Below are 21,640 nucleotides of genomic sequence, written 5' to 3'. Positions count from 1 at the left end.
TTGATCATCATAGCATAAAGTCACGCCTGCTGAAATCAGCATCACGTGACCTTAAGTTAACTATACATTCTTTTTAATCAAATCAACTGTATTTTGATCCGTTGTTTTTACTAAATGAACAAGCAATTCTTTAGCAGCAGCATAGTCATCGACATGGATGATTGAGGAAGAAGTATGGATATAACGTGAGCAAATGCCTACCACAGCAGATGGAACACCATTGTTCGCAATGTGTACTCTTCCTGCATCTGTACCGCCTTGGGAGATAAAGTACTGATACGGGATATTGTGACTCTCAGCCGTATCGAGAATGAAATCTCGAATGCCACGATGAGTAACCATTGACTTATCAAGAATACGTAATAAAGCACCTTTTCCTAACTGGCCAAACTCTTTCTTATCACCGCTCATATCATTTGCCGGTGAAGCGTCCAGGGCATAAAAGATATCTGGATCAATCATGTTCGCAGCCACTTGCGCTCCTCTTAATCCAACTTCCTCTTGGACCGTTGCACCGGAATATAGCTGGTTAGGAAGTTTCGTATTTTGAAGTTCTTTAAGAAGTTCAATAGAAAGTCCACAACCATAACGGTTATCCCAAGCTTTTGCCAGCATTTTTTTATCATTGGCCATTGGAGTAAATGGACAAATCGGAACGATTGGCTGCCCTGGTTTAATTCCAATTGCTTTAGCATCTTCACGGTCATCAGCGCCGATATCAATCAGCATATTTTTCATCTCCATCGGTTTCTTGCGCTGTTCAGGAGTTAAATTGTGAGGCGGAATGGAGCCAATGACACCTACAACAGGTCCTTCCTCAGTTATCACTTGGACACGTTGAGCAAGCAGCACCTGGCTCCACCATCCGCCCAACGTTTGAAAACGGAGCATACCGTTATCGGTGATTTGAGTAACCATGAACCCTACTTCATCCATATGACCAGCTACCATCACCGTTGGACCTTTGCCGTCGCGAAGCCCAAATACGCCACCAAGTCGATCCTGAACAATTTCATCTGAATACTTTTCTAGCTCTTGTCTCATGAATTTTCTTACCAGATGTTCGTTACCAGGGGCCCCCGGCAATTCCGTTAACGTCTTAAAAAGCTCTCTCGTTTCTACATTCATCGTATGTACATCTCCTTTTTATACGTCTCCCTCTATTCTAACGAAACTTTGAAAACGTTTCTACAAAACAGCAGGAGATATGTTTTGATTTCCTTTTAACGGGAATTTTTAGTATACTGAAGATTAGAAATAAGTTGTGAGGTGATTGGTCGATGAATTGGAAAAAAGTCGCAATAGCTGCTGGTGTAGGAGCACTTGCTGGCTATGTTGTAAAAGAGCAATTAGGTAACAATCAAGGAGTTACGCCTGAAAAAGCATTAAAGATTGCTAAAGAGGCTTTTAAAAAGCAAGGCCCAATCAGCGGGTCATGGATTTACATGAAACCTGAAGAACTGAATAAAAACGGCATCAACTACGATGTATATCGTGGCGGGATTTCCAAAAATCAAGACGGGGAAACATCTCAATTTGAATTTTATATTGATACTGAAACGGGTACGATCGTTGATGTAGCTGAAACCACTGCTTAACATTTACACAAGAGCCTCCGCTTAAAGCGGAGGCTCTTGTTCATTTAATCCTCATATGAATAAGTTTGTCTTTTCACACTGTTCATGACTTCACCATTCTCATTGAACTTTAATGCTCTGTAATGGGCATCATGGTAAAAAACATACCAGGCTTTTCTTTCATATCCAAACCCCATCCATTTCTGTTTTTCATGAACTGATGTGACCGGATAATCATCATAGGCTAACGCCCATAATACGTTTTGGTGAGCGTGTGTAGGCATAATATCCGCCATGTGAATGAAAGTTTCATCCTCATCTTCAAACAAAATGATCGAGTGACCATCACTATGCCCGCTCGTGTGGACCATCTGTAATCCTGGGAGTACTTCAATAGACTTGTCGTAAGTATGTACATGCTCAACAACGGGCTTCCAATTTTGTTCCCAATAAGTATTCTTGGATCGTATGTTAGGGTTCCTCATTTCATCCCATTCAGTCTCGCTCGTATAAATGGTTGCATGCGGAAAAGTTGGAACAAGTTGTTCACCATCCCACATCGTAAGCCCACATGCATGGTCAAAGTGCAGATGAGTCATTAGAACATAATCGATATCCCCTCTCGTTAAACCGAGTTCATCTAAAGACCGGTCGATATTCGATTCTTCCTTCACCCCAAAATTCCGCTTCTGTTTGTCTGTCAGCTTATCGTTTCCCATTCCAGAATCTATGACCAACCGTTTTCCATCCAGCTCTACTAATATCGGGTCCGTCCTAAGCTCAATCTGATTTTTATCATTGACTGGATACTTTTTACTCCATAACGGCTTCGGGACGACACCAAACATAGCGCCTCCATCCATATGCGTGACTCCGCCATTCAGCCAAGTTAACTTAGCGCGGCCAATCTGCATCGACTCCATATCAACATTCCCTTCTATACAAATATAGCTCTAGTCTACCATAATGACTAGAGCTAATGTAAACGGTATCATGAGTTGAACCGGACCTTGCAACGATAGATCGGCTGTCCTTTTTCGGAAAACTTTTCTTCATATTCAGTAGGAACATTTAAAGGGTCCTCATCCGCATGTAAATCGACAGATACATCTTCTAAAATCATGCCGTACTGCGAGAAGCTTACAAGCGAATACTCAAAGAAACCTTTGTTATCCGTCTTAAGAGTAATCTCTCCATCCGGAACAAGCACATCTTTATACTGATCTAAAAATGTATGGAATGTTAGTCTTCTTTTTTCGTGCTTATTTTTAGGCCAAGGGTCTGAAAAATTCAAGTAAATATGATCAACTTCATTCGAAGCAAATAAATCACGAAGATCCTCGGCATCTTCGTTTACAAGCCTTGCATTTTTCGTCTCGGCATTTTTCACTTTCTTCAAGGCCCCGACAATAACACTCTTCACCCGTTCAATTCCAATGAAGTTGAGCTCCTCATGCTGTTTGCTCATGCCGGCAATAAATTGACCTTTTCCAGAACCAATCTCCAAGTGAAGAGGCTTAGATGGGTCATCAAAAAGTTCTTTCCACTTTCCTTTCCATTCAAAAGGGTTTTGGACAACGATGTGATCGTTCTCTCTCATAAAGTCGTCTGCCCAAGGTTTATTTCTTAAACGCATGGTTAAAATTCCTCCTCCTACCGTTAAAATCTTACCATGAAGTCGATCGTTTTTAAAAGTTTTTATAAAAAGTAAGGGATAACGGTGAATAAGCGACTATGTCCGTCTATTAGTGATGATGCATGAGCTATTCAATTACAACCCTTTCCATTCCCAACATACTCTGAAATTTCGTTCATGATGGGGGTTGGGTTGTAAACGCTTTCTAAGATACGATATCAAACGTGTGATACTAATACGAATTGGAGTGAAGCCAGAAATATGAAACTTATTACAAAAACGTTTGAAATGACTGTGCTAGCCACTTTCTCTGTACTTTTTGCAGGATACGCAGTATTTATATATCCATTTGAGAAATTAAGTGAAAAAATGAGTTCTGAAGTTCGTGAGAAGAAATTAAAATATACACCAACCGTCTCCCAAGGTTAATAAAACCGTTGCTAAGTAAAATTAGCAACGGCTTTTTTTTATCTTATTTAGTAGCTTTGTTAAAAGTATATAACAGTAATCTTGAAAAGCTAAATTTAGAGATAACTTGGGTTCGTTACTGCGAGAGAATTATGGTGTGGCTAGGAAACGACTCGCTTTCCTGTGGGGGGAACTGGCATGCCTACTTGTTTGCTGTGCTCTCTGTGGGGTCTCGCCTAGAATCCTTCTCCCGCGTGAGTCTCTCTCCGTTTCCCATCGCTCCTTGCCATAGGAGGTGCTCGAAATCCCGTTAATTTGAAACTGACTAATAATCGCAATGAAATCCGTAACAATTCTGAATTCCTGACATTACCAGTCCGCAAATGCCTCATTCCAGAAGAGATCGTTTCGATCCTCTTTATACCATATGGTGGATGGGAAAACGGCGAGACTCCTGTGGGATGAGCATGATAGGTGAGACCCCGGAAGACGTAGTCTGAGGAGGCTCAACACATGCCCACGGAAAGCGAGTCGTTTTCCCATCCACCATTACTCACTCCAAAAGTATCGAAGGAGGCTATTGATGAAGAAAGTAAACTTTTACGTACAAAACTTTATCAGTAGATATTGTGAACGTTCATCATATTTTTCAACTTCCTCATCCGGATAGAGGATTCGTCATATTCGCCTCTCATCTGATGCCACTGGATAAAAGAAAGAGCTTGCGAAACCGCATACCATACCATTCGATTATATAAATCCTCTTTAGGCTCTGTCCCATATTCCTTAAGCCAATCTTGCCAACTCTCTACCGGTATATAAGAATAAAGCAGCATCCCCAAATCAAGAGCAGGGTCAGCAACCATAGCATTATCCCAATCAATTAAATACAATTGATCAGAAGAAGAAAGCAGCCAATTGTTATGATTTGTATCACAATGGCAAACAACATGAACATCGTGGCCCACTTCATCCACATGGCTCTCAAGAAAATTGATGGCGTGATGAATTTCAATTCTAGGATCTATTTGATTTAATACATTTTGGTTCTCTTTTATATCTTTTAAAATCTCTGTCGGTGTTAATGGCTGTTTTCCTAATCTCATAAGCATATCGAGAAGTTCTGTTGAATGATGAATTTTGCTTAGCAATGCAGCTACTCGTGGGTGCTTCATCTCTTCAGGGTTCAACTCGCGTCCTTCTAACCATTCCTGTGCAGTAATCACATCACCGTTTTCTAACCGCTTGGTCCAAACAAGCTTGGGCACAATTCCCTCGGCAGAAAGGACAGCAAGAAACGGAGAAGAATTTCTCTTAAGAAATAATCTCTTCCCCTCTGTCTGCGCATAATAGGCTTCTCCTGTCGAACCGCCTGCTGGTGTAATCGTCCAATCACTTCCAAGAATATGTTCCAACCAATTCACCTTCAATTCCTCAAATCTTCCTGTGATTACATTACATCACGTCGTTATCGTCTTTCAGTATATCGTACTTTGGGCCTGTTCCAAAAGATTTGGTATCTACCCATGCACCTTAAATTAGATTAACTTATCTTTCTCGTAAGTTTCAAGAGTTTTATCTTACCCCGAAAAGAAGGTCCTTTTCCGACCACTCTTTCTTATCTCACATTCTTTGCATTCACCACTCTGTCCATCCACTTGATAAGAGAGCGTTTCAAGCGAAGAAATCTTTACCGTCTCCGCTTCATAAACTCTCACTTCCTTAAGTTTCGTATGCAATCCGAGGAAAACGGTCAAAAACAGTGCGAGGATTTTCCATTTTGATATCTCGTCAATGACAAGAACTTGAAACCCAGAATTACGGATATCCATTTGAGGGGTGATTTTCATTCCTCCCCCATAGTATGGATGATTAGTTACGGTCACCATCATCGCATTGGAATATTTTCTCACTTCCCCATTCAGCATTAATTCAAAAGAAATAGGATTATACCTTCTCAATAATTGAAGGAGTGCAATAGTATAAGTAAATTTATGTAATTGAAGTCTTCGCATCCATTTCCTGAATAACGGACGGTTTGCCAACGCGACAATTTCTCCATCAAAGCCAAAGCCTATGCTGTTTACGAAGTAACGTTTTCCCCTTTGATCGCGTTGATTCGGTACAAAAACTCCCTGGTTACACTGCAATTTTTTTGGATGGGTTATCATCTTTCGAAATAAAGTCACACCCTTGTTTTTTAATCCTATCCCCCTGCCAAAATCGTTCCCTGACCCAGCTGGAATGAAACCAATCGGTAGGGATGGTCTAGTTTTTGTTCCATTGATGACTTCATGTAATGTCCCGTCACCTCCGATTACTAGAATGCAGGAAAGGGTTTCATGATGGATTTGTACAACCTGTTCGGCAATCTTTTCTGCATGACCAGCATACTCAGTAAAAAAAGCCCGGCAATTTTTTTGCTTATATAAAGGGTCCTTCTGCACTTTTTTGATAAGTTTCTGAGCCTTTCCAAATCCAGCTTTAGGATTAACGATGATAATATTCATCAAACATATCTCCTACTTTTACTTTCATTTCATTATGCAATCTCTTACTATTTAATTATTATCATAACGAAGCAATCATTTATTAGCTTCATACCCCTCAAGAACTTCACCTTTCCCTTGAAACATTGTTTAATAAGCATTCTCCAACCCATTGGCTGCCTACCATAAATCTAGAAACCTTACAATCTTTTCCGATCCATTCAACTTTTACATGAAAGTCTAAAAAGACCTGAGATGCCAGACATCATTCATAAAGGAACACTCACGTTATACTTATAGCCCATCATCTATATGGAAGAAAATAGAATTTCTGACTATGAGGTTTTCCTTCGTATTGAAGATCAACTTATCCATCCAGGGGATTTATTTCATTACGCTCAACGATCAGGCTTACAATCCATGTTGGATGGGCAGAAAAAATTTCAGATGTCCACCACTTAAAATCAATTCTAGATACATATAAAACATCTGGAGTTAAAGTAGCTCTTTGATGATGTAGGTACAGGTTATAGTACTCTTGAGATGCTCAGTTTAATAAAAGGCTGATTATCTGAAGATTGACCGTCAATTTATTCACAATTACCATAAAAATAAAAAGAATCAACAATTTTCACATCAAGTTATGAACCCAGCTGCAAAGCTATAGATCTACTTCCTTGCAGAAGGAAGTGAAACAGAAGAGGAGTGGGTATGGCTGCAGAACTTAGGAGTAGAATTTGGCCAAGGTTTTTTTAGGAAAGCCTAAACCGTCATCTAAAAAGAAGCTTATTCTTCCATAAGCCCCTTTTCCACGTCCCATGCCGGTCTTTTCACATAGGTAGTCTGACTGTGCTTCAATAGCACTTCTGCTGCTTTAAGCTGTTTGTGCTTCAGGGGTGACTTGACCTTTCTTTTGTCCTTCAGCCAATCATCATACTGTTCGTTCCCGATATAGTCCGTGTGATAAGGAAAAAAGGTATGTTGAAACGATAGTTCAGGTGCAAGAACGACTTTTCGGTATGGAAAATCCAAATGATACGTATCTAATACGCTTTTCACATACGTTTCAGCTCTGTTTTAAAGCAATCATCGGACTCAAGATTTTTGAATAGGCTCCTTCTTGTTCCTTATACCAGCTTTTTTCATGCATCGGGTAAATCTTTGTTCCTCGTAGAAGGTTCAATTCATAAATAATTTCAATACCAAAAGGCCCTATAAGAATCGTTTCTGCTTCCATACTTGCTTTTCTTAGTTCTACAATCGGTTTATACACGAGGAAATAAGTATCAGGAATTCTTTGTAAAAGCCTCATCAAATTTTCATCATGATAAAAGCCACGATCAATAAAGGACTTTTCACGCAATGTAGTTGAAGCCCATTTCAATTGAAAAGGAAAGAGATCATCTAAAAAACGCCTCTTTAATTCTTCTTCACTCCTTGGACCTTCAGTTTTCGTTAGAAGCGACCTCTGTTCTTCATTAGGAGCTGTGGGCTGCTTTTTTCAAAAAGTCGCGAAATACCCTTACTCTTTTTTGCTGTCACTTCTCCCTCTAGCTCTTCCACGTCTTCTTCTAGTAAGCCTTGCTCAAATAAGTGTTGAAATTTACTCCAGTTCTCTCTTTTTAAACGTATAAATTGAGATGGATATTGGTAAATGCTTGTTTCGTATCTAGAAATATAATCCTGCAGCTTGATTAATTGAGCCACCCTTTACATTTCCTTATTCAGGGGGATATGGGCAATCTCTTCATATTTAGGCTTTTGCTGCGGATGAATACGGAAGATGGAAAAATGATCGATTAACATGGAATAAGATTCATCCAATAAAGGATCATAATTTTCAAGAGCAAGAGGAGACTTACCTTCAGCATTCTTTTTTGCCAAAGTTACGTGTGGGCGATACGTTCTTCGTTCCGGTTGGAAGCCAAGCTCGCTTCCTATTTTCTCAATTTCTAATTTGATTACTTCTAATTCTTTTGGCTTTTCAGCATCAGCATAAAAGACACGCGGTTGTTTCGGATTACCAAAATAACCAGCTGGACCGATGGTTATCTGGAAGGCTCCTGTCCAATCCTCATTCATCAACTTGTTTTTATACGTCTCAATGGTTTTATCGGAACAGCCTCCTAAGAACTTTAATGTTATATGAAAGTCTTCTTCACACGTCCAATCTTTATAGTTCATCGAATCTGCAAGCACATTTTGCCATTCAGTCAATTTAGCTCTTATAGATTTGTCCACTTTGATACCAATAAAATAGTGCGCTGTCACGCTACTTCCTCCTTACTTGATAAATTCGTCCACCTAGAAACAGCCATAACCAGCAGAATGCCTATGAATGTCATTCCAGCAAAGAACCCATACATCCCTGTGACGCTCCAGAGGTCAATCAACACGCCTCCAATAAAGGTAAAGAATGCATTTCCCAGTCCATTTCCTACTGCGGAATAAAGTCCAACAGCCGTTGCCCGTACATTATCTGGAGCTAATTCCCTGACAAGAATTAGAGCTGCTGGAATGTAAAGTCCAACAGATATCCCTTGTACAATCGTCGTGGCATACACCACCTCACTGGAAGGCTCAAAAAAATACAAAAACCATCTCACACAAGAGACGAAAGCACTGATCATAATGACAGAAAGAACGCCAAATCGATTGATGACCTGCTGAGAGAACTTCATAAAGGGCGCTTCGCTTCCAGCCGCAAGTAAGAAAGCAATTCCTACGCCTGATAAGGTCCCTCCAACTGAAAGGATGAACGTTCCAAAATAATAATTGTTCGCTAAGACCGGTCCAAATATTAAGAAGTTTGAAACTAAAAACAACAAGAATGGTTTTTGTCTTACAAGAACCTTTAAGCCTGCACGGAAGGAAACCGTTACTTCATCGGCTCTCTTAGGAAATTGAAGCAGCGCAATTAAGCATAATAGAAGTCCAGAAGAAAAGAAATAAAAGATCCAATCGAGTGAACCTGTTGCCTCTGTTACCCTTCCTAAGATGAACACCGATACTGCAAATCCCACCGCTCCCCATAAACGGATATTGCCATATTCTTTCCCGTTTTTTTGAACAAAATTCAAAGACAGGCTGTCTGATAGCGGAACGATTCCAGACTGAAATATGGCTATACTGATAATACCAATCAATAGAACGGGGAAAACTTGCAGGACTGGATAAAACCAGCCTAGTATACTTGCAGCTAATGCTGCAATCATTAGCAGCTTTTTGGGTCTCCTTGTGTAGTCACTGATCATTCCCCATATGGGTTGAATGAAGATCGTGACTAACGGTAAGGCTGCGATGACTATTCCAATCTGTGTATGGTTGAGTCCCTTCTCTTCCTCTAAAAAAACGGAAAGCAAAGGGAATAATGCTCCAAAGCTAAAAAATGTAAAAAAATAAAACATTTGAATGAATCGATAAGTTCTTTCTACAGATGGATGCGACATATTGGTGAACCTCTCTAATTTCTGTTATTTCGTCAATTCATAGATGGAAGCAGCGTAAATTTCAATCGCTTTTATCATATCTGAAAGAAGTACATGTTCATCGTTTTGGTGAGCCGTATCAGGACTAGAAGCAAATAGCGCACCATAGGCAACACCAGCTTTAAGTGCTCGTGCGTATGTAGCTCCTCCAATCGAAATTGCAGACTCTTCTTCTCCCGTTGCGTCATTATAGACACGAAGCAGTGTTTGGACAAAATGATGGTCTTTATCTATATAAAGAGCCCTCAAATGATCGTAGACTTCCAATTCTCCTAGATTTTCGTGTGCAGCCTTTCGAAGAGTTGACAAAATCCCCTCAGGGTCTGCTGTGACAGGGTACCTCAGATTCACCCCTACCTGACATTGATTCCTGTTCCATTCAATAGAACCAACGTTCATCGTTAGAGGCCCAGATTCATTATCAGTCTGTTCCAACTGCAGCCCGCTGCCGTCTGTTTTTTCAAAAGTTTGCTGAATAGTAGAGAGCAGAGCAGCATCTTTCTTACTTAAAGGCAACGTCAGTAAGTAAGAAACTAATCCGGTGATTGCATTAACTCCAGTCTCTGGCTTGCTGGCGTGCACGGACTTCCCTTTTACAATTATCGTGTTCTCCTCGTGGCTCTTTTCAAGCGTACCTTCTAGTCCATGATCCCGCAGAAACTCATGGAAATGAGTGTATAATTCCTTATCTGACCGAACTAGCGCAAAAGCTTCATCAGGAACCATATTCAGCCGATCTCCCCCAGTGATTTTAAGGAGTTCTGCATCAGAAGTGGAATCTGTTTCTTGATTCAAGTTGTAAGTCATATAAAAGTCTAGCAACCCTTTTTCCGCATGAATGACAGGGAATGTGGCATCAGGTGAGAAACCGAATGCAGGCATCTCTTCTCTTGCGAAGTAATACTCCATTCCTTTCCAATCTCTTTCTTCATCCGTACCTACAATCAAACGGATGCGCTTCTTAGGTTTAAACCCCTGATCCTTAAGAATTTTCATAGCGATATAAGCAGCCATTACGGGGCCTTTGTCATCCTGAGCTCCTCTGGCATATAGTTTCCCTTCTTTTAATACTGGTTCAAAAGGGGGAGTTGACCAGCCTTTACCTGCTGGGACTACGTCCAGGTGGCCGAGGATTCCAAGCACTTCCTCACCTTCACCAAATTCAACATGACCGGCACGTCCGTCTACATTCTTTGTAGTGAAGCCATCTTTTTCTGCAATGGTAAGCATCATACGAAGAGCGTCATCAATTGGCTTTCCAAATGGATAGCTCACGCTTTCTTCATACACACTCGGAATCTCCAAAAGTTTTGTAACTTTATTTAGAAATTCTTGTTCATATTCTTGACTGAGAAGATTCATATTCATGATGGGGCTCCTTTCTTCATAATCTTTTCATAAGTCACATTGTCACAAACCACGTAAAGTTCAGCATCTGCCGGGAGAGCATCATCCAGTTTGCGATTGATTGCCAAATCATTTCGATCAGCAATAAGAGTAGCCCCATCTTTTAGGAGAGATTGAAAGGCATCACCATAGGTCTTCCAAGTGGAATGAACGGGAACATGATACAAGTCTTCTCCTACAGAACGACGAAGCAATTGACCATAAATTTCAGAAACTCCTTTTCTAAAAGCAGAACGTACAGCAAGTGAGGAAATGGTTTCATTTGAGATGATAAATTCATCAATATGGGCGTGCTTAAAGTTCTTGATGTGCTTTTCTTCCATGATTTCCACGACCGTATGAACATTTGAAGCAATGGCTTCTATGGAGGAGGCGATCAACAAGGTTTTTCCGTCAATCATCTGGTCATTATTTAAATGATCGTCAGCAAAGACCAATACAGCTTTCGCGTCAGGTAGATTAGCTTTTTCCAATGTAGCTAAATCAGAGGCATCGCCTTTTATGTAATGAATATTTTCCTCCAAAAGGGGAGCTTCCTTCAATTGGTCTAAGATGACAACTTCTGCTTTAGCATCTGTTTCCAAAATTTCTTTGACAGCAAACTGCGCTTTGTGTGACCAGCCAATTATGATGAAATGTCCCGAACCTTTATACACAATATCACCCTCCAAGCGTTTTTTTCTAAAGGCAGCAAGACCGTCGATGATTTTCCCAATCACTACCCCAATCAAACCAATTCCAACCACGTATAAAATAATAGCAATGACTCTCCCTGCTACAGAAACAGGGTAATAATCTCCGTATCCGACAGTAGTCACTGTTGTCATTACCCACCAGAACCCGTCAAAAAGTGTTGGAAACGTATCATTTTCCACTAAAACGATTAAAATAGAGGATAAAATCACAAGAAAGGCGCTTGATAGAAACAATACAGTGTTGTTAATTTTAACCATTTTCATTAGAAGTCTTCTAATAAGTACCAATTATTTCCCTCCAATCTTTAAGTTCTTGTAAATTCAGTGAATTATCTGTAAAATCAGTACTTAAATATAGCACTCATTTATACTCTATTGTAGAATGGAACCAACTTCATAGATTCACTGGCACCACAAATTCCAAGTTAAGAAAATTAAGGAGTGGTTTTTTGAATCATCCATCATCCCGCATGCTCAACCGCATTAAAGCTGTCTACCTCTTTATTAAAGACCGAGGAACAGTCTCGACGAACGAGTTAGCAGATGAGTTCGGCATTACCGATCGAACGATGCAAAGAGACCTTAGTATTCTGGAATATAACGGACTTGTAGCAAGTCCTAATCGTGGAAAGTGGACCATTACTGAAAAAAAAGTTAAAATATCATAAATGATAATAGATCACCCGGAATCGCTTCCGGGTGTTTTTTATTGGCTAGGAAATTATAAAGTTTCTGAGCATGGATTTTTTGTCCTGATCAGCGACATCCACCTCCAGCACCCCTCCCCACTTGAGGGGAGCAACCCGTTCTGCAGAAGGAAAGACCACCTTCCTCCGGCCGTTTTGCTTATGTGTGTCTGGGCTCGCAGTGTGCATGCGCCTCAGTTCTTCAATCTAAATTTGTCATTGATTTCAAGTATTCAACTTCTTCATCTGTCAATTCACGATATTCTCCTAATTCGAGTTCAGGATCCAACTTTAGTTCTCCCATAGAAACTCGTTTTAAATACGTTACTTTTTTACCCACTGCTTCAAACATCCGCTTCACTTGATGGAATTTTCCTTCGGTAATCGTCAATTCGATTTCAGATATTTCACCAGAAGTTAGTACCTTAAGCTGGCCTGGCTTCGTCTTATAACCGTCGTCCAGAGTCACGCCTTTAGAAAATTTCTCTACATCCTCTTCCGTTACTCTTCCATCGATTTGTGCATAGTATGTTTTTCCAACATCTTTCTTCGGAGACGTTAGACGATGGTTCAGTTGACCGTCATTTGTAATTAGCAATAAGCCTTCTGTATCTTTATCCAGTCTGCCGACAGGAAAAGGATCAAATATATAATCCTCTGGCTGAAGAATGTCAATAACCGTCATCTCATTCGCATCCTCTGTAGCTGAAATGAGATCCCCCGGCTTATTCATCATTAAATAGATGAATTCTCTATATTCAACTTCTTCTCCCATTACTGTAACCGAGTCCTTCTCAGGATCTATATGTGTTTTTGCACTTTTTTCCGGTTCACCGTTCACCCGGACATTTCCACCTTTTAATAAAGCCTTCACTTCTTTACGTGTTCCATAACCCATATTAGCTAAGAGTTTATCAATCCTCATTGTTGGAAAGCCTCCTTTACCGGCGTTTCAAAAATTTATCTAAGATGCGAACACGTCCTCCAAGAACACGCTCTAGCAGAGTCGTTTGATAGGTAAGCCAGAAATACACGGCTCCTCCAAAACCAATACTAAGGATCAAGACGATTAACGCATCGATTCGTTTTTCAATTGGATCAAAGAAGAATCCTAATAACCATTTCATAGCAAATACGCTAAGAGCCATAATTGTTGTAAGAATGGAAATGAGCAAAGTCCTTTTGAACAATTGCTGATAGGAAAACTCAATACTTGAGAAAATCCGCCAAAAATTCAATATGACAGCTGCGGCTACACCAAAACCTGTAGCGATTATCGCTCCTTTAGCACCGTACATTTGAATAAACCACCAGTTGAAAGCAAGCTTCAATAGAATTCCTGTTCCTAAACTGATAACAGCAAAATTCTGGCGGTTGATTCCTTGGAGGATAGACGATGTGACGGTGTACAAAGCTAAAAAGAGGCCGACTGGTGCATACCAGCGCAGCAGGTTCCCTTTAAAGGTTACATTTTCTACACCATAGAATGTGCCATATGCTTCAATCGCAACCACAGAAAGCCCGACAACAGCTGGAATAATAATGAGTGCAATAATTTGCAGCGCCTGATTTACTTGATGGTTCAATTGCGTCATTTTTTTATTCGTAAAGGATTGCGTAATCGCAGGTAAAAGCGCTAAGGATAGTCCAATACCAAATGTAACGGGAATCATGACCAGCTTATGACTAAGAAAGTTCATGGCTGAAAAAGCACCATTTGCGCGTTCTCCTAATCCAGCTGCATCCATTGCTTTGAAGAACGTAAACTGATCGATCAATTGATAAAGCGGTGTAGCAATTCCAACTAAAATAAATGGACCCGCATAGCTGAATAATTCTTTGAACATCTCTTTAGATGATAGACCATAAGTAAATTCTTGCGCGGCCAGCTGCCTGTCCAGATAGGGTTTTCTTTTTCTCCAGTATACGAAAAGGGTAATGCATGATGCGATCCCACCGACAAATGCGGCAAAAGTGGCAAACCCGATGGCCTGGGCAAGCTCCCCTTGCATGATTTGAATAATAATGAAGACTGAAACAAGCAAGAACACAATTCTTACAATTTGTTCAATAACTTGTGAGACGGCTGTAGGTGCCATCGATTCATATCCTTGGAAAAACCCTCGAGTAATACTCATGGGTGGAATGACAAGCAGAGCGAAGCTCACCATTCGAATAACCATCGCTCCGTCCTCAACGAGGCCGCTATCCGCACCGAATGTTCTAGCTGCCACTTCTTCTGCTGAAAAGAATAAGAGAAGAAATGCGATCACACCCGTGACAGCCATGAGTTGAATACCAGCCTTTAGCATTCTCCTGCCTGTCTCATAATCACCAAGACTGTTATACTTAGATACAAATTTGGAGACAGCTACAGGTACCCCCATACTCGATAAACTAAGTAAAATACTGTAGGGAATATAAGCGACAGAGAAAAGATCCGTCCCTTCTTCCCCTACCATATTTTCAAATGGAACAGTATAAATCATTCCAAGAAACTTGGATAAAAAAGTTCCTGCTGTTAATAACATGGTTCCTTTAAGAAGCTTCGACATATTTATCTATTCACCTTCAATTTTGTTGTAGATTCGACCTCATCTATTTTATCATAGATAGAAGGAAAACAATGAATGATCGGATAAAAAGAAAGGAAGTACATCATGACTTATCAAGTAACCGTAATAGGAGGAGGCCCCTCAGGACTGATGGCAGCTATTGCAGCTGCGGAACAAGGCGTGGACACCCTCCTCATTGATAAAGGAAAAAAGCTTGGCACAAAGCTCGCCATTTCAGGAGGAGGTCGATGCAACGTAACGAACCGTTTGCCAGAAGAAGAAGTGATCAAGCACATTCCCGGCAATGGAAAGTTCCTTTACAGCCCGTTTTCCGTCTTTAACAACTATGACATTATCGATTTTTTTGAAGGACTGGGAGTAGCTTTAAAAGAAGAAGACCATGGCCGGATGTTTCCTGTCAGCAATAAAGCGAAGGATGTCGTTCAAGCGTTATTGAACCGGCTGGATGAATTGAATGTAGAAGTGCGCAAATCAACTCCTGTAGAAGCCATTCACTACGGAGAAAATGGGCACCAGATCATACTGAAAAACAAAGAAAAAATTTCAACAAAGGCGGTGATTCTTGCAGTGGGAGGAAAAGCGGTTCCGCATACGGGGAGTACAGGGGACGGCTACGCATGGGCAAAGAAAGCTGGCCATACCATAACGGAACTATTTCCTACAGAAGTGCCGCTAATCTCCAAAGACCCTTTAATTAAAGAAAAAACCCTACAGGGGCTTTCGCTAAGAGACGTTGACGTTTCCGTACTCAATCAGAAAGGAAAACGCATAGTCACTCACAGGATGGACATGCTTTTCACTCACTTCGGCCTCTCTGGCCCAGCGATCCTGAGGTGTTCTCAATATGTAGTCAAAGAATTTATGAAGGGGCACAGACCTGTAACGATAGAAATCGATGCTCTTCCTGATAAAAATGAAAGCGAACTGTACGAGTACCTCCAAGAACTTGTTAAAGATCAGTCTAAAAAAGCTTTCCGTAATGTAATAAAAGGAATTGTACCAGAACGATTATTGGATTACTTGTTGAGTCAGACAAATGTAAATCATGAAGATAAAGCAGCCAATATTTCTAATCAAACCTTACAAGCCCTTGTCCAGCTGCTGAAGCATTTTGAAGTCAGTATTCATGACTCTCAACCGATTGAGAAAGCTTTTGTCACTGGCGGCGGAGTCTCTATAAAAGAAATTGTACCGAATACGATGCAGTCGAAGATGATGAACGGACTGTATTTTTGTGGGGAGATTTTAGATATTCATGGTTATACAGGAGGATATAATATTACATCTGCCATGGTAACAGGACGTGTTGCCGGAATGCATGCCGCTTGGGAATCGATGGGATGAGGAGGAGTTTTTTGTGGAAGTTAAAAAAATTGACGCTGAAGATACTCTATCAATGCGCCACGGTATTTTACGGGCGAACCAGCCAAAGGAAGCAAGTCAATACCCAAAAGATTTAGAACAAAATACGTTTCATCTAGGTGCTTTTCACGATAACACTCTAGTTAGCATAGCCTCTTTTTTTGATGAGAAAACAGACAAAATAGAAACAGAATCACAATATCGGCTACGGGGAATGGCCACTCTTCCTGAATGGAGAGGGAAGGGGGCTGGATCACTGATCATCAAAGAAGCGGAAACCATATTGCAGCAAAGAGACGTAGACGTTCTCTGGTGTAATGCACGCACAAGCGCTGCAGGTTATTATGACCGTTTGAACTTCAAACAAGTCGGAGAAGTATTTGACTTACCTCCGATAGGTCCTCATGTCATTTCCTATAAAAAAATCGAGAAGCTCTAACCGCTTCTCGATTTTCTTTGATTATACTCAATTTCTCGTCCTAACTCACGATTTAAAAGAGCTTGCATCTGCTCACGATCCTCTTTATTCATAACTGGATCATTTTTGTTCCAATCCAAAGAGTAAACCACATAATATCGTCTTATTCTCCTGAAATAAATCGTCGAATTAGGGAACTTATCGAAATATCCCCTGACCATTTTCCTTCGTGAGTAACTCCACCTTACTAATTCTATATGGATCCCTCCGAACATATATTCGTTAATCTATTATAACGAGAATGTGGATGAATCTCAATCCAAACCTACCAAATGAAGGCAAGTCCCAGATAGCTGAATAAGAGACTTGATGTTATATATAAATAACCATATACCTTTAACGGCTGATACCGATGAGTCATTCCAAACACCCCTACGATGGCGAGCCAAATAATGATTGCTATAAAACAAATATGCTGTACGAGAGATATTTCTTCCTTTAAGGAAGCTAAATAAAATCCTATAGGTATAAGGACGATCATAATTGCATACTTCCAGTTAAAATATGTATTCCTTTTTCGCTCCAGTTGTACCACGTCATCACCTTCCAATGATAAGATACTTAAAACATGAAGGAGGTTTAAGTCTATGTTTACATTTACAGATCGAGTAATGAAAATCTTCACCCAAACCTCTGATAAACCTTTATCCCCTGAACTATTCCTGAAGTATACGTTTCAAGTTGAAGAAAGCGTCTGTAAAGAATTAGAGGATTACTTGGTTACTATTCCTTCTGTCATTGAAGTTTTTAATTCCCCAAATATAAATAAGATCGTTTATGTACAAGAAATTAACCAATATGTCACACCTACATTTTACCATATTCTAGTTCTTGCAAAACAAAGGAGTGAAAAATATGGTCAAGTCTTCATTAACGAAGGTCATATTTCGGAATTCACACTTAAAGAACTCCAGCAATAGCATTCATGTTTAAGAGAAAATCAGTTAGAAAAAGCCATTCAAATTATTTCAAGTGCGAGAGATTTAACCGTGAATCTCGAACAAATGACTCCCCTTAACCAGTTGAAAATTAATGAGTTTACTGTCCGAGTTGCCCAAAAAGTGATGCTTTTCACGTCTTAAATTTTATCATGAAGCATTTTGGAGAACGATGGTTAAGTTCAGCATCTAACGCATTTATCCTACACAGTACCACTTATCTTTATATCGCTGAAGACCAGCAATCCAATATAACTGGGTTTGCTTGTTTCAAAGAAACAGGCACGTTTGGTCCTATGGGTGGATCGCTAACTCACCGTAAGAAGCGGATTGGAGAATTATTATTCTTGACCTGTTTCAACCAATTAAAGAAGCTAGGACATGATAAAGTATTAATAGAACAAGCAGGTCCAATAGAATTTTACGAGAAAACGTGTGGAGCGATCATAAGCCATCCTTTAGCATAGAAAAGTGTAAACGCGTAGGCATAAGACAAAAGATGGATTAATTTACTATTTATCAACAAGATGATTCACTTATAATCTCGAGTGGCAGCTCCTAGAGCTTTCTGTAGTATCACTGAGCTAAAAGCTATCTACCACAAATAAAATTAATAATGTCCTAAACAAAAAGAAAAACGTCTTGGAAATATCCAAGACGTTTTTTGTGACGTGGCGGCGTCCTACTCTCACGGGGCTCGACCCGACTACCATCGGCGCTGAAGAGCTTAACTGCTGTGTTCGGCATGGGAACAGGTGTGACCTCTTCGCCTTCACCACCACATCATATAAAGTTTGAGGTGAACCCTCAAAACCGGATAAGAAACATAAACATCAAAAACGGTCTTTCACGTTAGATAGATAAGTCATCGATCAATTAGTATCCGTCAGCTGCACGTGTCACCACGCTTCCACCTCGGACCTATCAACCTCATCGTCTCTGAGGGATCTTATTACCTTATAGGTAAGGGAAATCTCATCTCAAGGAGGGCTTCATGCTTAGATGCTTTCAGCACTTATCCCGACCACACGTAGCTACCCAGCTGTGCTCCTGGCGGAACAACTGGTACACCAGCGGTGTGTCCATCCCGGTCCTCTCGTACTAAGGACAGCTCCTTTCAAATTTCCAACGCCCACGACGGATAGGGACCGAACTGTCTCACGACGTTCTGAACCCAGCTCGCGTACCGCTTTAATGGGCGAACAGCCCAACCCTTGGGACCGACTACAGCCCCAGGATGCGATGAGCCGACATCGAGGTGCCAAACCTCCCCGTCGATGTGGACTCTTGGGGGAGATAAGCCTGTTATCCCCGGGGTAGCTTTTATCCGTTGAGCGACGGCCCTTCCATGCGGAACCGCCGGATCACTAAGCCCGACTTTCGTCCCTGCTCGACTTGTAGGTCTCGCAGTCAAGCTCCCTTGTGCCTTTACACTCTGCGAATGATTTCCAACCATTCTGAGGGAACCTTTGGGCGCCTCCGTTACCTTTTGGGAGGCGACCGCCCCAGTCAAACTGCCCACCTGACACTGTCTCCGGACCGGATCACGGTCCTGGGTTAGAATGTCCGTACAGCCAGGGTAGTATCCCACCAGCGCCTCCACCGAAGCTAGCGCTCCGGCTTCCAAGGCTCCTACCTATCCTGTACAAGCTGTACCAACATTCAATATCAGGCTACAGTAAAGCTCCACGGGGTCTTTCCGTCCTGTCGCGGGTAATGTGCATCTTCACACATAGTATAATTTCACCGGGTCTCTCGTTGAGACAGTGCCCAAGTCGTTGCACCTTTCGTGCGGGTCGGAACTTACCCGACAAGGAATTTCGCTACCTTAGGACCGTTATAGTTACGGCCGCCGTTTACTGGGGCTTCGGTTCAACGCTTCGCTTGCGCTAACGCATCCCCTTAACCTTCCAGCACCGGGCAGGTGTCAGCCCCTATACTTCGCCTTACGGCTTCGCAGAGACCTGTGTTTTTGGTAAACAGTCGCTTGGGCCTTTTCACTGCGGCTCCTCGGCAGAGGAGCACCCCTTCTCCCGAAGTTACGGGGTCATTTTGCCGAGTTCCTTAACGAGAGTTCTCCCGCTCACCTTAGGATCCTCTCCTCGTCTACCTGTGTTGGTTTGCGGTACGGGCACCTCTTTCCTCACTAGAGGATTTTCTTGGCAGTGTGAACTCAGGAGCTTCGGTACTTTAGTTCCCTCCCCATCACAGCTTGACGTTGCCGGACGGATTTGCCTATCCGACCGTCTCACTGCTTGGACGCGCTCATCCAATGGCGCGCTCTCCTTATCCTCCTGCGTCCCCCCGTCGTTCAAACGGAAAGGAGGTGGTACAGGAATATCAACCTGTTGTCCATCGCCTACGCCTTTCGGCCTCGGCTTAGGTCCCGACTAACCCTGAGAGGACGAGCCTTCCTCAGGAAACCTTAGACTTTCGGTGAAAGAGATTCTCACTCTTTTTTCGCTACTCATACCGGCATTCTCACTTCTAAGCGCTCCACCAGTCCTTACGGTCTGACTTCACGGCCCTTAGAACGCTCTCCTACCACTGATCGTAAGATCAATCCGCAGCTTCGGTGGTGTGTTTAGCCCCGGTACATTTTCGGCGCAGAGTCACTCGACCAGTGAGCTATTACGCACTCTTTCAATGATGGCTGCTTCTAAGCCAACATCCTGGTTGTCTAAGCAACTCCACATCCTTTTCCACTTAACACACACTTGGGGACCTTAGCTGGCGGTCTGGGCTGTTTCCCTTTCGACCATGAACCTTATCACCCACGGTCTGACTCCCAGGACAAAGTCGATGGCATTCGGAGTTTGACTGAATTCGGTAACCCGATAGGGGCCCCTCGTCCAATCAGTGCTCTACCTCCATGACTTTCTATCCTGAGGCTAGCCCTAAAGCTATTTCGGAGAGAACCAGCTATCTCCGTGTTCGATTGGCATTTCACCCCTACCCACACCTCATCCCCGTAATTTTCAACTTACGTGGGTTCGGACCTCCAGTCAGTGTTACCTGACCTTCATCCTGGACATGGGTAGATCACACGGTTTCGGGTCTACGACCGCATACTCACTCGCCCTATTCAGACTCGCTTTCGCTGCGGCTCCGCTTCTGCGGCTTAACCTCGCATACGGTCGTAACTCGCCGGTTCATTCTACAAAAGGCACGCCGTCACCCATAAACGGGCTCCGACTACTTGTAGGCACACGGTTTCAGGTTCTCTTTCACTCCCCTTCCGGGGTGCTTTTCACCTTTCCCTCACGGTACTGGTTCACTATCGGTTACTAGGGAGTATTTAGCCTTGGGAGATGGTCCTCCCGGATTCCGACGGAATTCCTCGTGTTCCGCCGTACTCAGGATCCACTCCGGAGGAAGGAAGGTTTTGACTACAGGGCTGTTACCCTCTATGGCTGAGCTTTCCAGCTCGATTCGTCTACCTTCCTTCTTGGTAACTCCAATGGAGTGTCCTACAACCCCAGAGAGCAAGCTCTCTGGTTTGGGCTGTTTCCGTTTCGCTCGCCGCTACTTGGGAAATCGCGTTTGCTTTCTCTTCCTCCGGGTACTGAGATGTTTCAGTTCCCCGGGTGTGCCGTCCTATACCTATGGATTCAGTATAGGACACTGTTCCATTACGAACAGTGGGTTTCCCCATTCGGAAATCTCCGAGTCAAAGCCTACTTACGGCTCGTCGAAGCATTTCGGTGTTAGTCCCGTCCTTCATCGGCTCCTAGTACCAAGGCATCCACCGTGCGCCCTTATTCACTTAACTATCTTGTGAAAAGACGTTGTTTCAATTGATGTTTGATGTCTTGTCATCATCAGGATTATCGAAAGATAATGCCTGATCATGTCTTATCCAGTTTTCAAGGTTCACATTGAAAGATCCTTTGATCTCTC

The 21,640-nt window shown here is 42.0% G+C and carries 23 protein-coding genes and 2 rRNA genes; 7 read left to right on the top strand and 18 right to left on the bottom strand.

Going from position 1 to position 21,640, the window contains the following annotated elements; genetic code table 11:
- Positions 1-60: 60 nt before the first annotated feature.
- Entirely contained in the window at positions 61-1,128 is a 1,068-nt protein-coding gene (locus HM131_RS07870; protein WP_085029241.1) for a M42 family metallopeptidase, read from the bottom strand.
- Positions 1,129-1,280: 152 nt separating this feature from the next.
- Between HM131_RS07870 and HM131_RS07865 the strand changes: the two genes are divergently transcribed.
- A complete protein-coding gene (locus HM131_RS07865; protein WP_085029240.1) occupies positions 1,281-1,598 on the top strand; it encodes a PepSY domain-containing protein in 318 nt (105 codons plus the stop codon).
- 44 nt (positions 1,599-1,642) lie between these two features.
- Here the strand turns inward: HM131_RS07865 and HM131_RS07860 are convergent, their stop codons facing one another.
- The gene (locus HM131_RS07860; protein ID WP_085029239.1) at positions 1,643-2,500 is read right to left on the bottom strand and encodes a YtnP family quorum-quenching lactonase; all 858 of its coding nucleotides are present in this window, start codon (positions 2,498-2,500) and stop codon (positions 1,643-1,645) included.
- A 68-nt stretch (positions 2,501-2,568) separates the two neighbouring features.
- On the bottom strand, positions 2,569-3,213 hold the full coding sequence (gene trmB, locus HM131_RS07855; RefSeq protein ID WP_085029238.1) for a tRNA (guanosine(46)-N7)-methyltransferase TrmB: 645 nt from the start codon (positions 3,211-3,213) through the stop codon (positions 2,569-2,571).
- A gap of 261 nt (positions 3,214-3,474) precedes the next feature.
- Here trmB and HM131_RS20900 point away from each other — a divergent pair, with 261 nt between their 5' ends.
- Positions 3,475-3,642, top strand: coding sequence for a hypothetical protein (locus tag HM131_RS20900; RefSeq protein ID WP_198162740.1), 168 nt, complete (start codon positions 3,475-3,477; stop codon positions 3,640-3,642).
- Positions 3,643-4,238: 596 nt separating this feature from the next.
- Here HM131_RS20900 and HM131_RS07850 read toward each other — a convergent pair.
- From HM131_RS07850 to HM131_RS07810, 9 genes are all read right to left on the bottom strand, one after another.
- On the bottom strand, positions 4,239-5,045 hold the full coding sequence (locus tag HM131_RS07850; protein WP_198162769.1) for a phosphotransferase family protein: 807 nt from the start codon (positions 5,043-5,045) through the stop codon (positions 4,239-4,241).
- A 156-nt stretch (positions 5,046-5,201) separates the two neighbouring features.
- Complete coding sequence (locus HM131_RS07845) at positions 5,202-6,131, bottom strand: diacylglycerol/lipid kinase family protein (protein WP_085029237.1); 930 nt, start codon at positions 6,129-6,131, stop codon at positions 5,202-5,204.
- Positions 6,132-6,896: 765 nt separating this feature from the next.
- Positions 6,897-7,169 carry a hypothetical protein gene (locus HM131_RS07840; RefSeq protein WP_085029236.1) on the bottom strand — a complete coding sequence of 91 codons (273 nt, stop codon included), beginning with the start codon at positions 7,167-7,169 and terminating at the stop codon, positions 6,897-6,899.
- 7 nt (positions 7,170-7,176) lie between these two features.
- Positions 7,177-7,422 (bottom strand): hypothetical protein, encoded by a 246-nt coding sequence (locus tag HM131_RS07835; protein WP_232324897.1) that lies wholly within the window; start codon positions 7,420-7,422, stop codon positions 7,177-7,179.
- A 143-nt stretch (positions 7,423-7,565) separates the two neighbouring features.
- A complete protein-coding gene (locus HM131_RS20895; protein ID WP_085029234.1) occupies positions 7,566-7,817 on the bottom strand; it encodes a hypothetical protein in 252 nt (83 codons plus the stop codon).
- A 3-nt stretch (positions 7,818-7,820) separates the two neighbouring features.
- Complete coding sequence (gene thpR / locus HM131_RS07825; protein ID WP_085029233.1) at positions 7,821-8,381, bottom strand: RNA 2',3'-cyclic phosphodiesterase; 561 nt, start codon at positions 8,379-8,381, stop codon at positions 7,821-7,823.
- A complete protein-coding gene (locus HM131_RS07820; RefSeq protein ID WP_085029232.1) occupies positions 8,378-9,559 on the bottom strand; it encodes an MFS transporter in 1,182 nt (393 codons plus the stop codon). The genes thpR and HM131_RS07820 overlap by 4 nt, the downstream gene beginning before the upstream one ends.
- 24 nt (positions 9,560-9,583) lie before the next feature.
- The gene (gene pepV / locus HM131_RS07815; RefSeq protein WP_085029231.1) at positions 9,584-10,966 is read right to left on the bottom strand and encodes a dipeptidase PepV; all 1,383 of its coding nucleotides are present in this window, start codon (positions 10,964-10,966) and stop codon (positions 9,584-9,586) included.
- Positions 10,963-11,988, bottom strand: a complete 1,026-nt coding sequence (locus tag HM131_RS07810; protein WP_085029230.1) for a potassium channel family protein — start codon at positions 11,986-11,988, stop codon at positions 10,963-10,965. The genes pepV and HM131_RS07810 overlap by 4 nt, the downstream gene beginning before the upstream one ends.
- Before the next feature lie 161 nt (positions 11,989-12,149).
- Between HM131_RS07810 and HM131_RS07805 the strand changes: the two genes are divergently transcribed.
- Entirely contained in the window at positions 12,150-12,368 is a 219-nt protein-coding gene (locus tag HM131_RS07805) for an HTH domain-containing protein (protein WP_085029229.1), read from the top strand.
- A gap of 220 nt (positions 12,369-12,588) precedes the next feature.
- Here HM131_RS07805 and HM131_RS07800 read toward each other — a convergent pair whose 3' ends face one another.
- Both HM131_RS07800 and HM131_RS07795 read right to left on the bottom strand, forming a co-directional pair.
- Positions 12,589-13,311 carry a pseudouridine synthase gene (locus HM131_RS07800; RefSeq protein WP_085029228.1) on the bottom strand — a complete coding sequence of 241 codons (723 nt, stop codon included), beginning with the start codon at positions 13,309-13,311 and terminating at the stop codon, positions 12,589-12,591.
- Between the two features lie 16 nt (positions 13,312-13,327).
- Complete coding sequence (locus HM131_RS07795) at positions 13,328-14,941, bottom strand: putative polysaccharide biosynthesis protein (protein WP_085029227.1); 1,614 nt, start codon at positions 14,939-14,941, stop codon at positions 13,328-13,330.
- A 105-nt stretch (positions 14,942-15,046) separates the two neighbouring features.
- On the opposite strand from HM131_RS07795, the gene HM131_RS07790 reads away from it, so the two are divergent.
- Positions 15,047-16,306 (top strand): BaiN/RdsA family NAD(P)/FAD-dependent oxidoreductase, encoded by a 1,260-nt coding sequence (locus tag HM131_RS07790; protein WP_085029226.1) that lies wholly within the window; start codon positions 15,047-15,049, stop codon positions 16,304-16,306.
- A 13-nt stretch (positions 16,307-16,319) separates the two neighbouring features.
- On the top strand, positions 16,320-16,763 hold the full coding sequence (locus tag HM131_RS07785; RefSeq protein WP_232324896.1) for a GNAT family N-acetyltransferase: 444 nt from the start codon (positions 16,320-16,322) through the stop codon (positions 16,761-16,763).
- Here HM131_RS07785 and HM131_RS21170 read toward each other — a convergent pair.
- Together HM131_RS21170 and HM131_RS07775 are read right to left on the bottom strand one after the other, a co-directional pair.
- Positions 16,760-16,882 (bottom strand): hypothetical protein, encoded by a 123-nt coding sequence (locus HM131_RS21170; RefSeq protein WP_269749122.1) that lies wholly within the window; start codon positions 16,880-16,882, stop codon positions 16,760-16,762. The two genes, HM131_RS07785 and HM131_RS21170, sit on opposite strands and share 4 nt — an antisense overlap.
- Before the next feature lie 185 nt (positions 16,883-17,067).
- Complete coding sequence (locus tag HM131_RS07775) at positions 17,068-17,337, bottom strand: hypothetical protein (RefSeq protein ID WP_085029223.1); 270 nt, start codon at positions 17,335-17,337, stop codon at positions 17,068-17,070.
- A gap of 52 nt (positions 17,338-17,389) precedes the next feature.
- Between HM131_RS07775 and HM131_RS07770 the strand changes: the two genes are divergently transcribed.
- Positions 17,390-17,722, top strand: coding sequence for a hypothetical protein (locus HM131_RS07770; RefSeq protein ID WP_085029222.1), 333 nt, complete (start codon positions 17,390-17,392; stop codon positions 17,720-17,722).
- Positions 17,723-17,892: 170 nt separating this feature from the next.
- Positions 17,893-18,207, top strand: coding sequence for a GNAT family N-acetyltransferase (locus HM131_RS07765; RefSeq protein WP_085029221.1), 315 nt, complete (start codon positions 17,893-17,895; stop codon positions 18,205-18,207).
- Between the two features lie 202 nt (positions 18,208-18,409).
- Here the strand turns inward: HM131_RS07765 and rrf are convergent.
- Positions 18,410-18,523 (bottom strand): 5S ribosomal RNA (rrf, locus tag HM131_RS07760).
- Positions 18,524-18,596: 73 nt separating this feature from the next.
- A 23S ribosomal RNA gene (locus HM131_RS07755) occupies positions 18,597-21,512 on the bottom strand.
- Positions 21,513-21,640: the final 128 nt, after the last annotated feature.

It is taken from the genome of Halobacillus mangrovi, from assembly GCF_002097535.1.
GTDB classification, from domain to species: domain Bacteria; phylum Bacillota; class Bacilli; order Bacillales; family Halobacillaceae; genus Halobacillus; species Halobacillus mangrovi_A.
The sequence above is the reverse complement of the archived record's forward strand: the minus strand, read 5'-3'. Positions and strand labels throughout refer to the sequence as shown.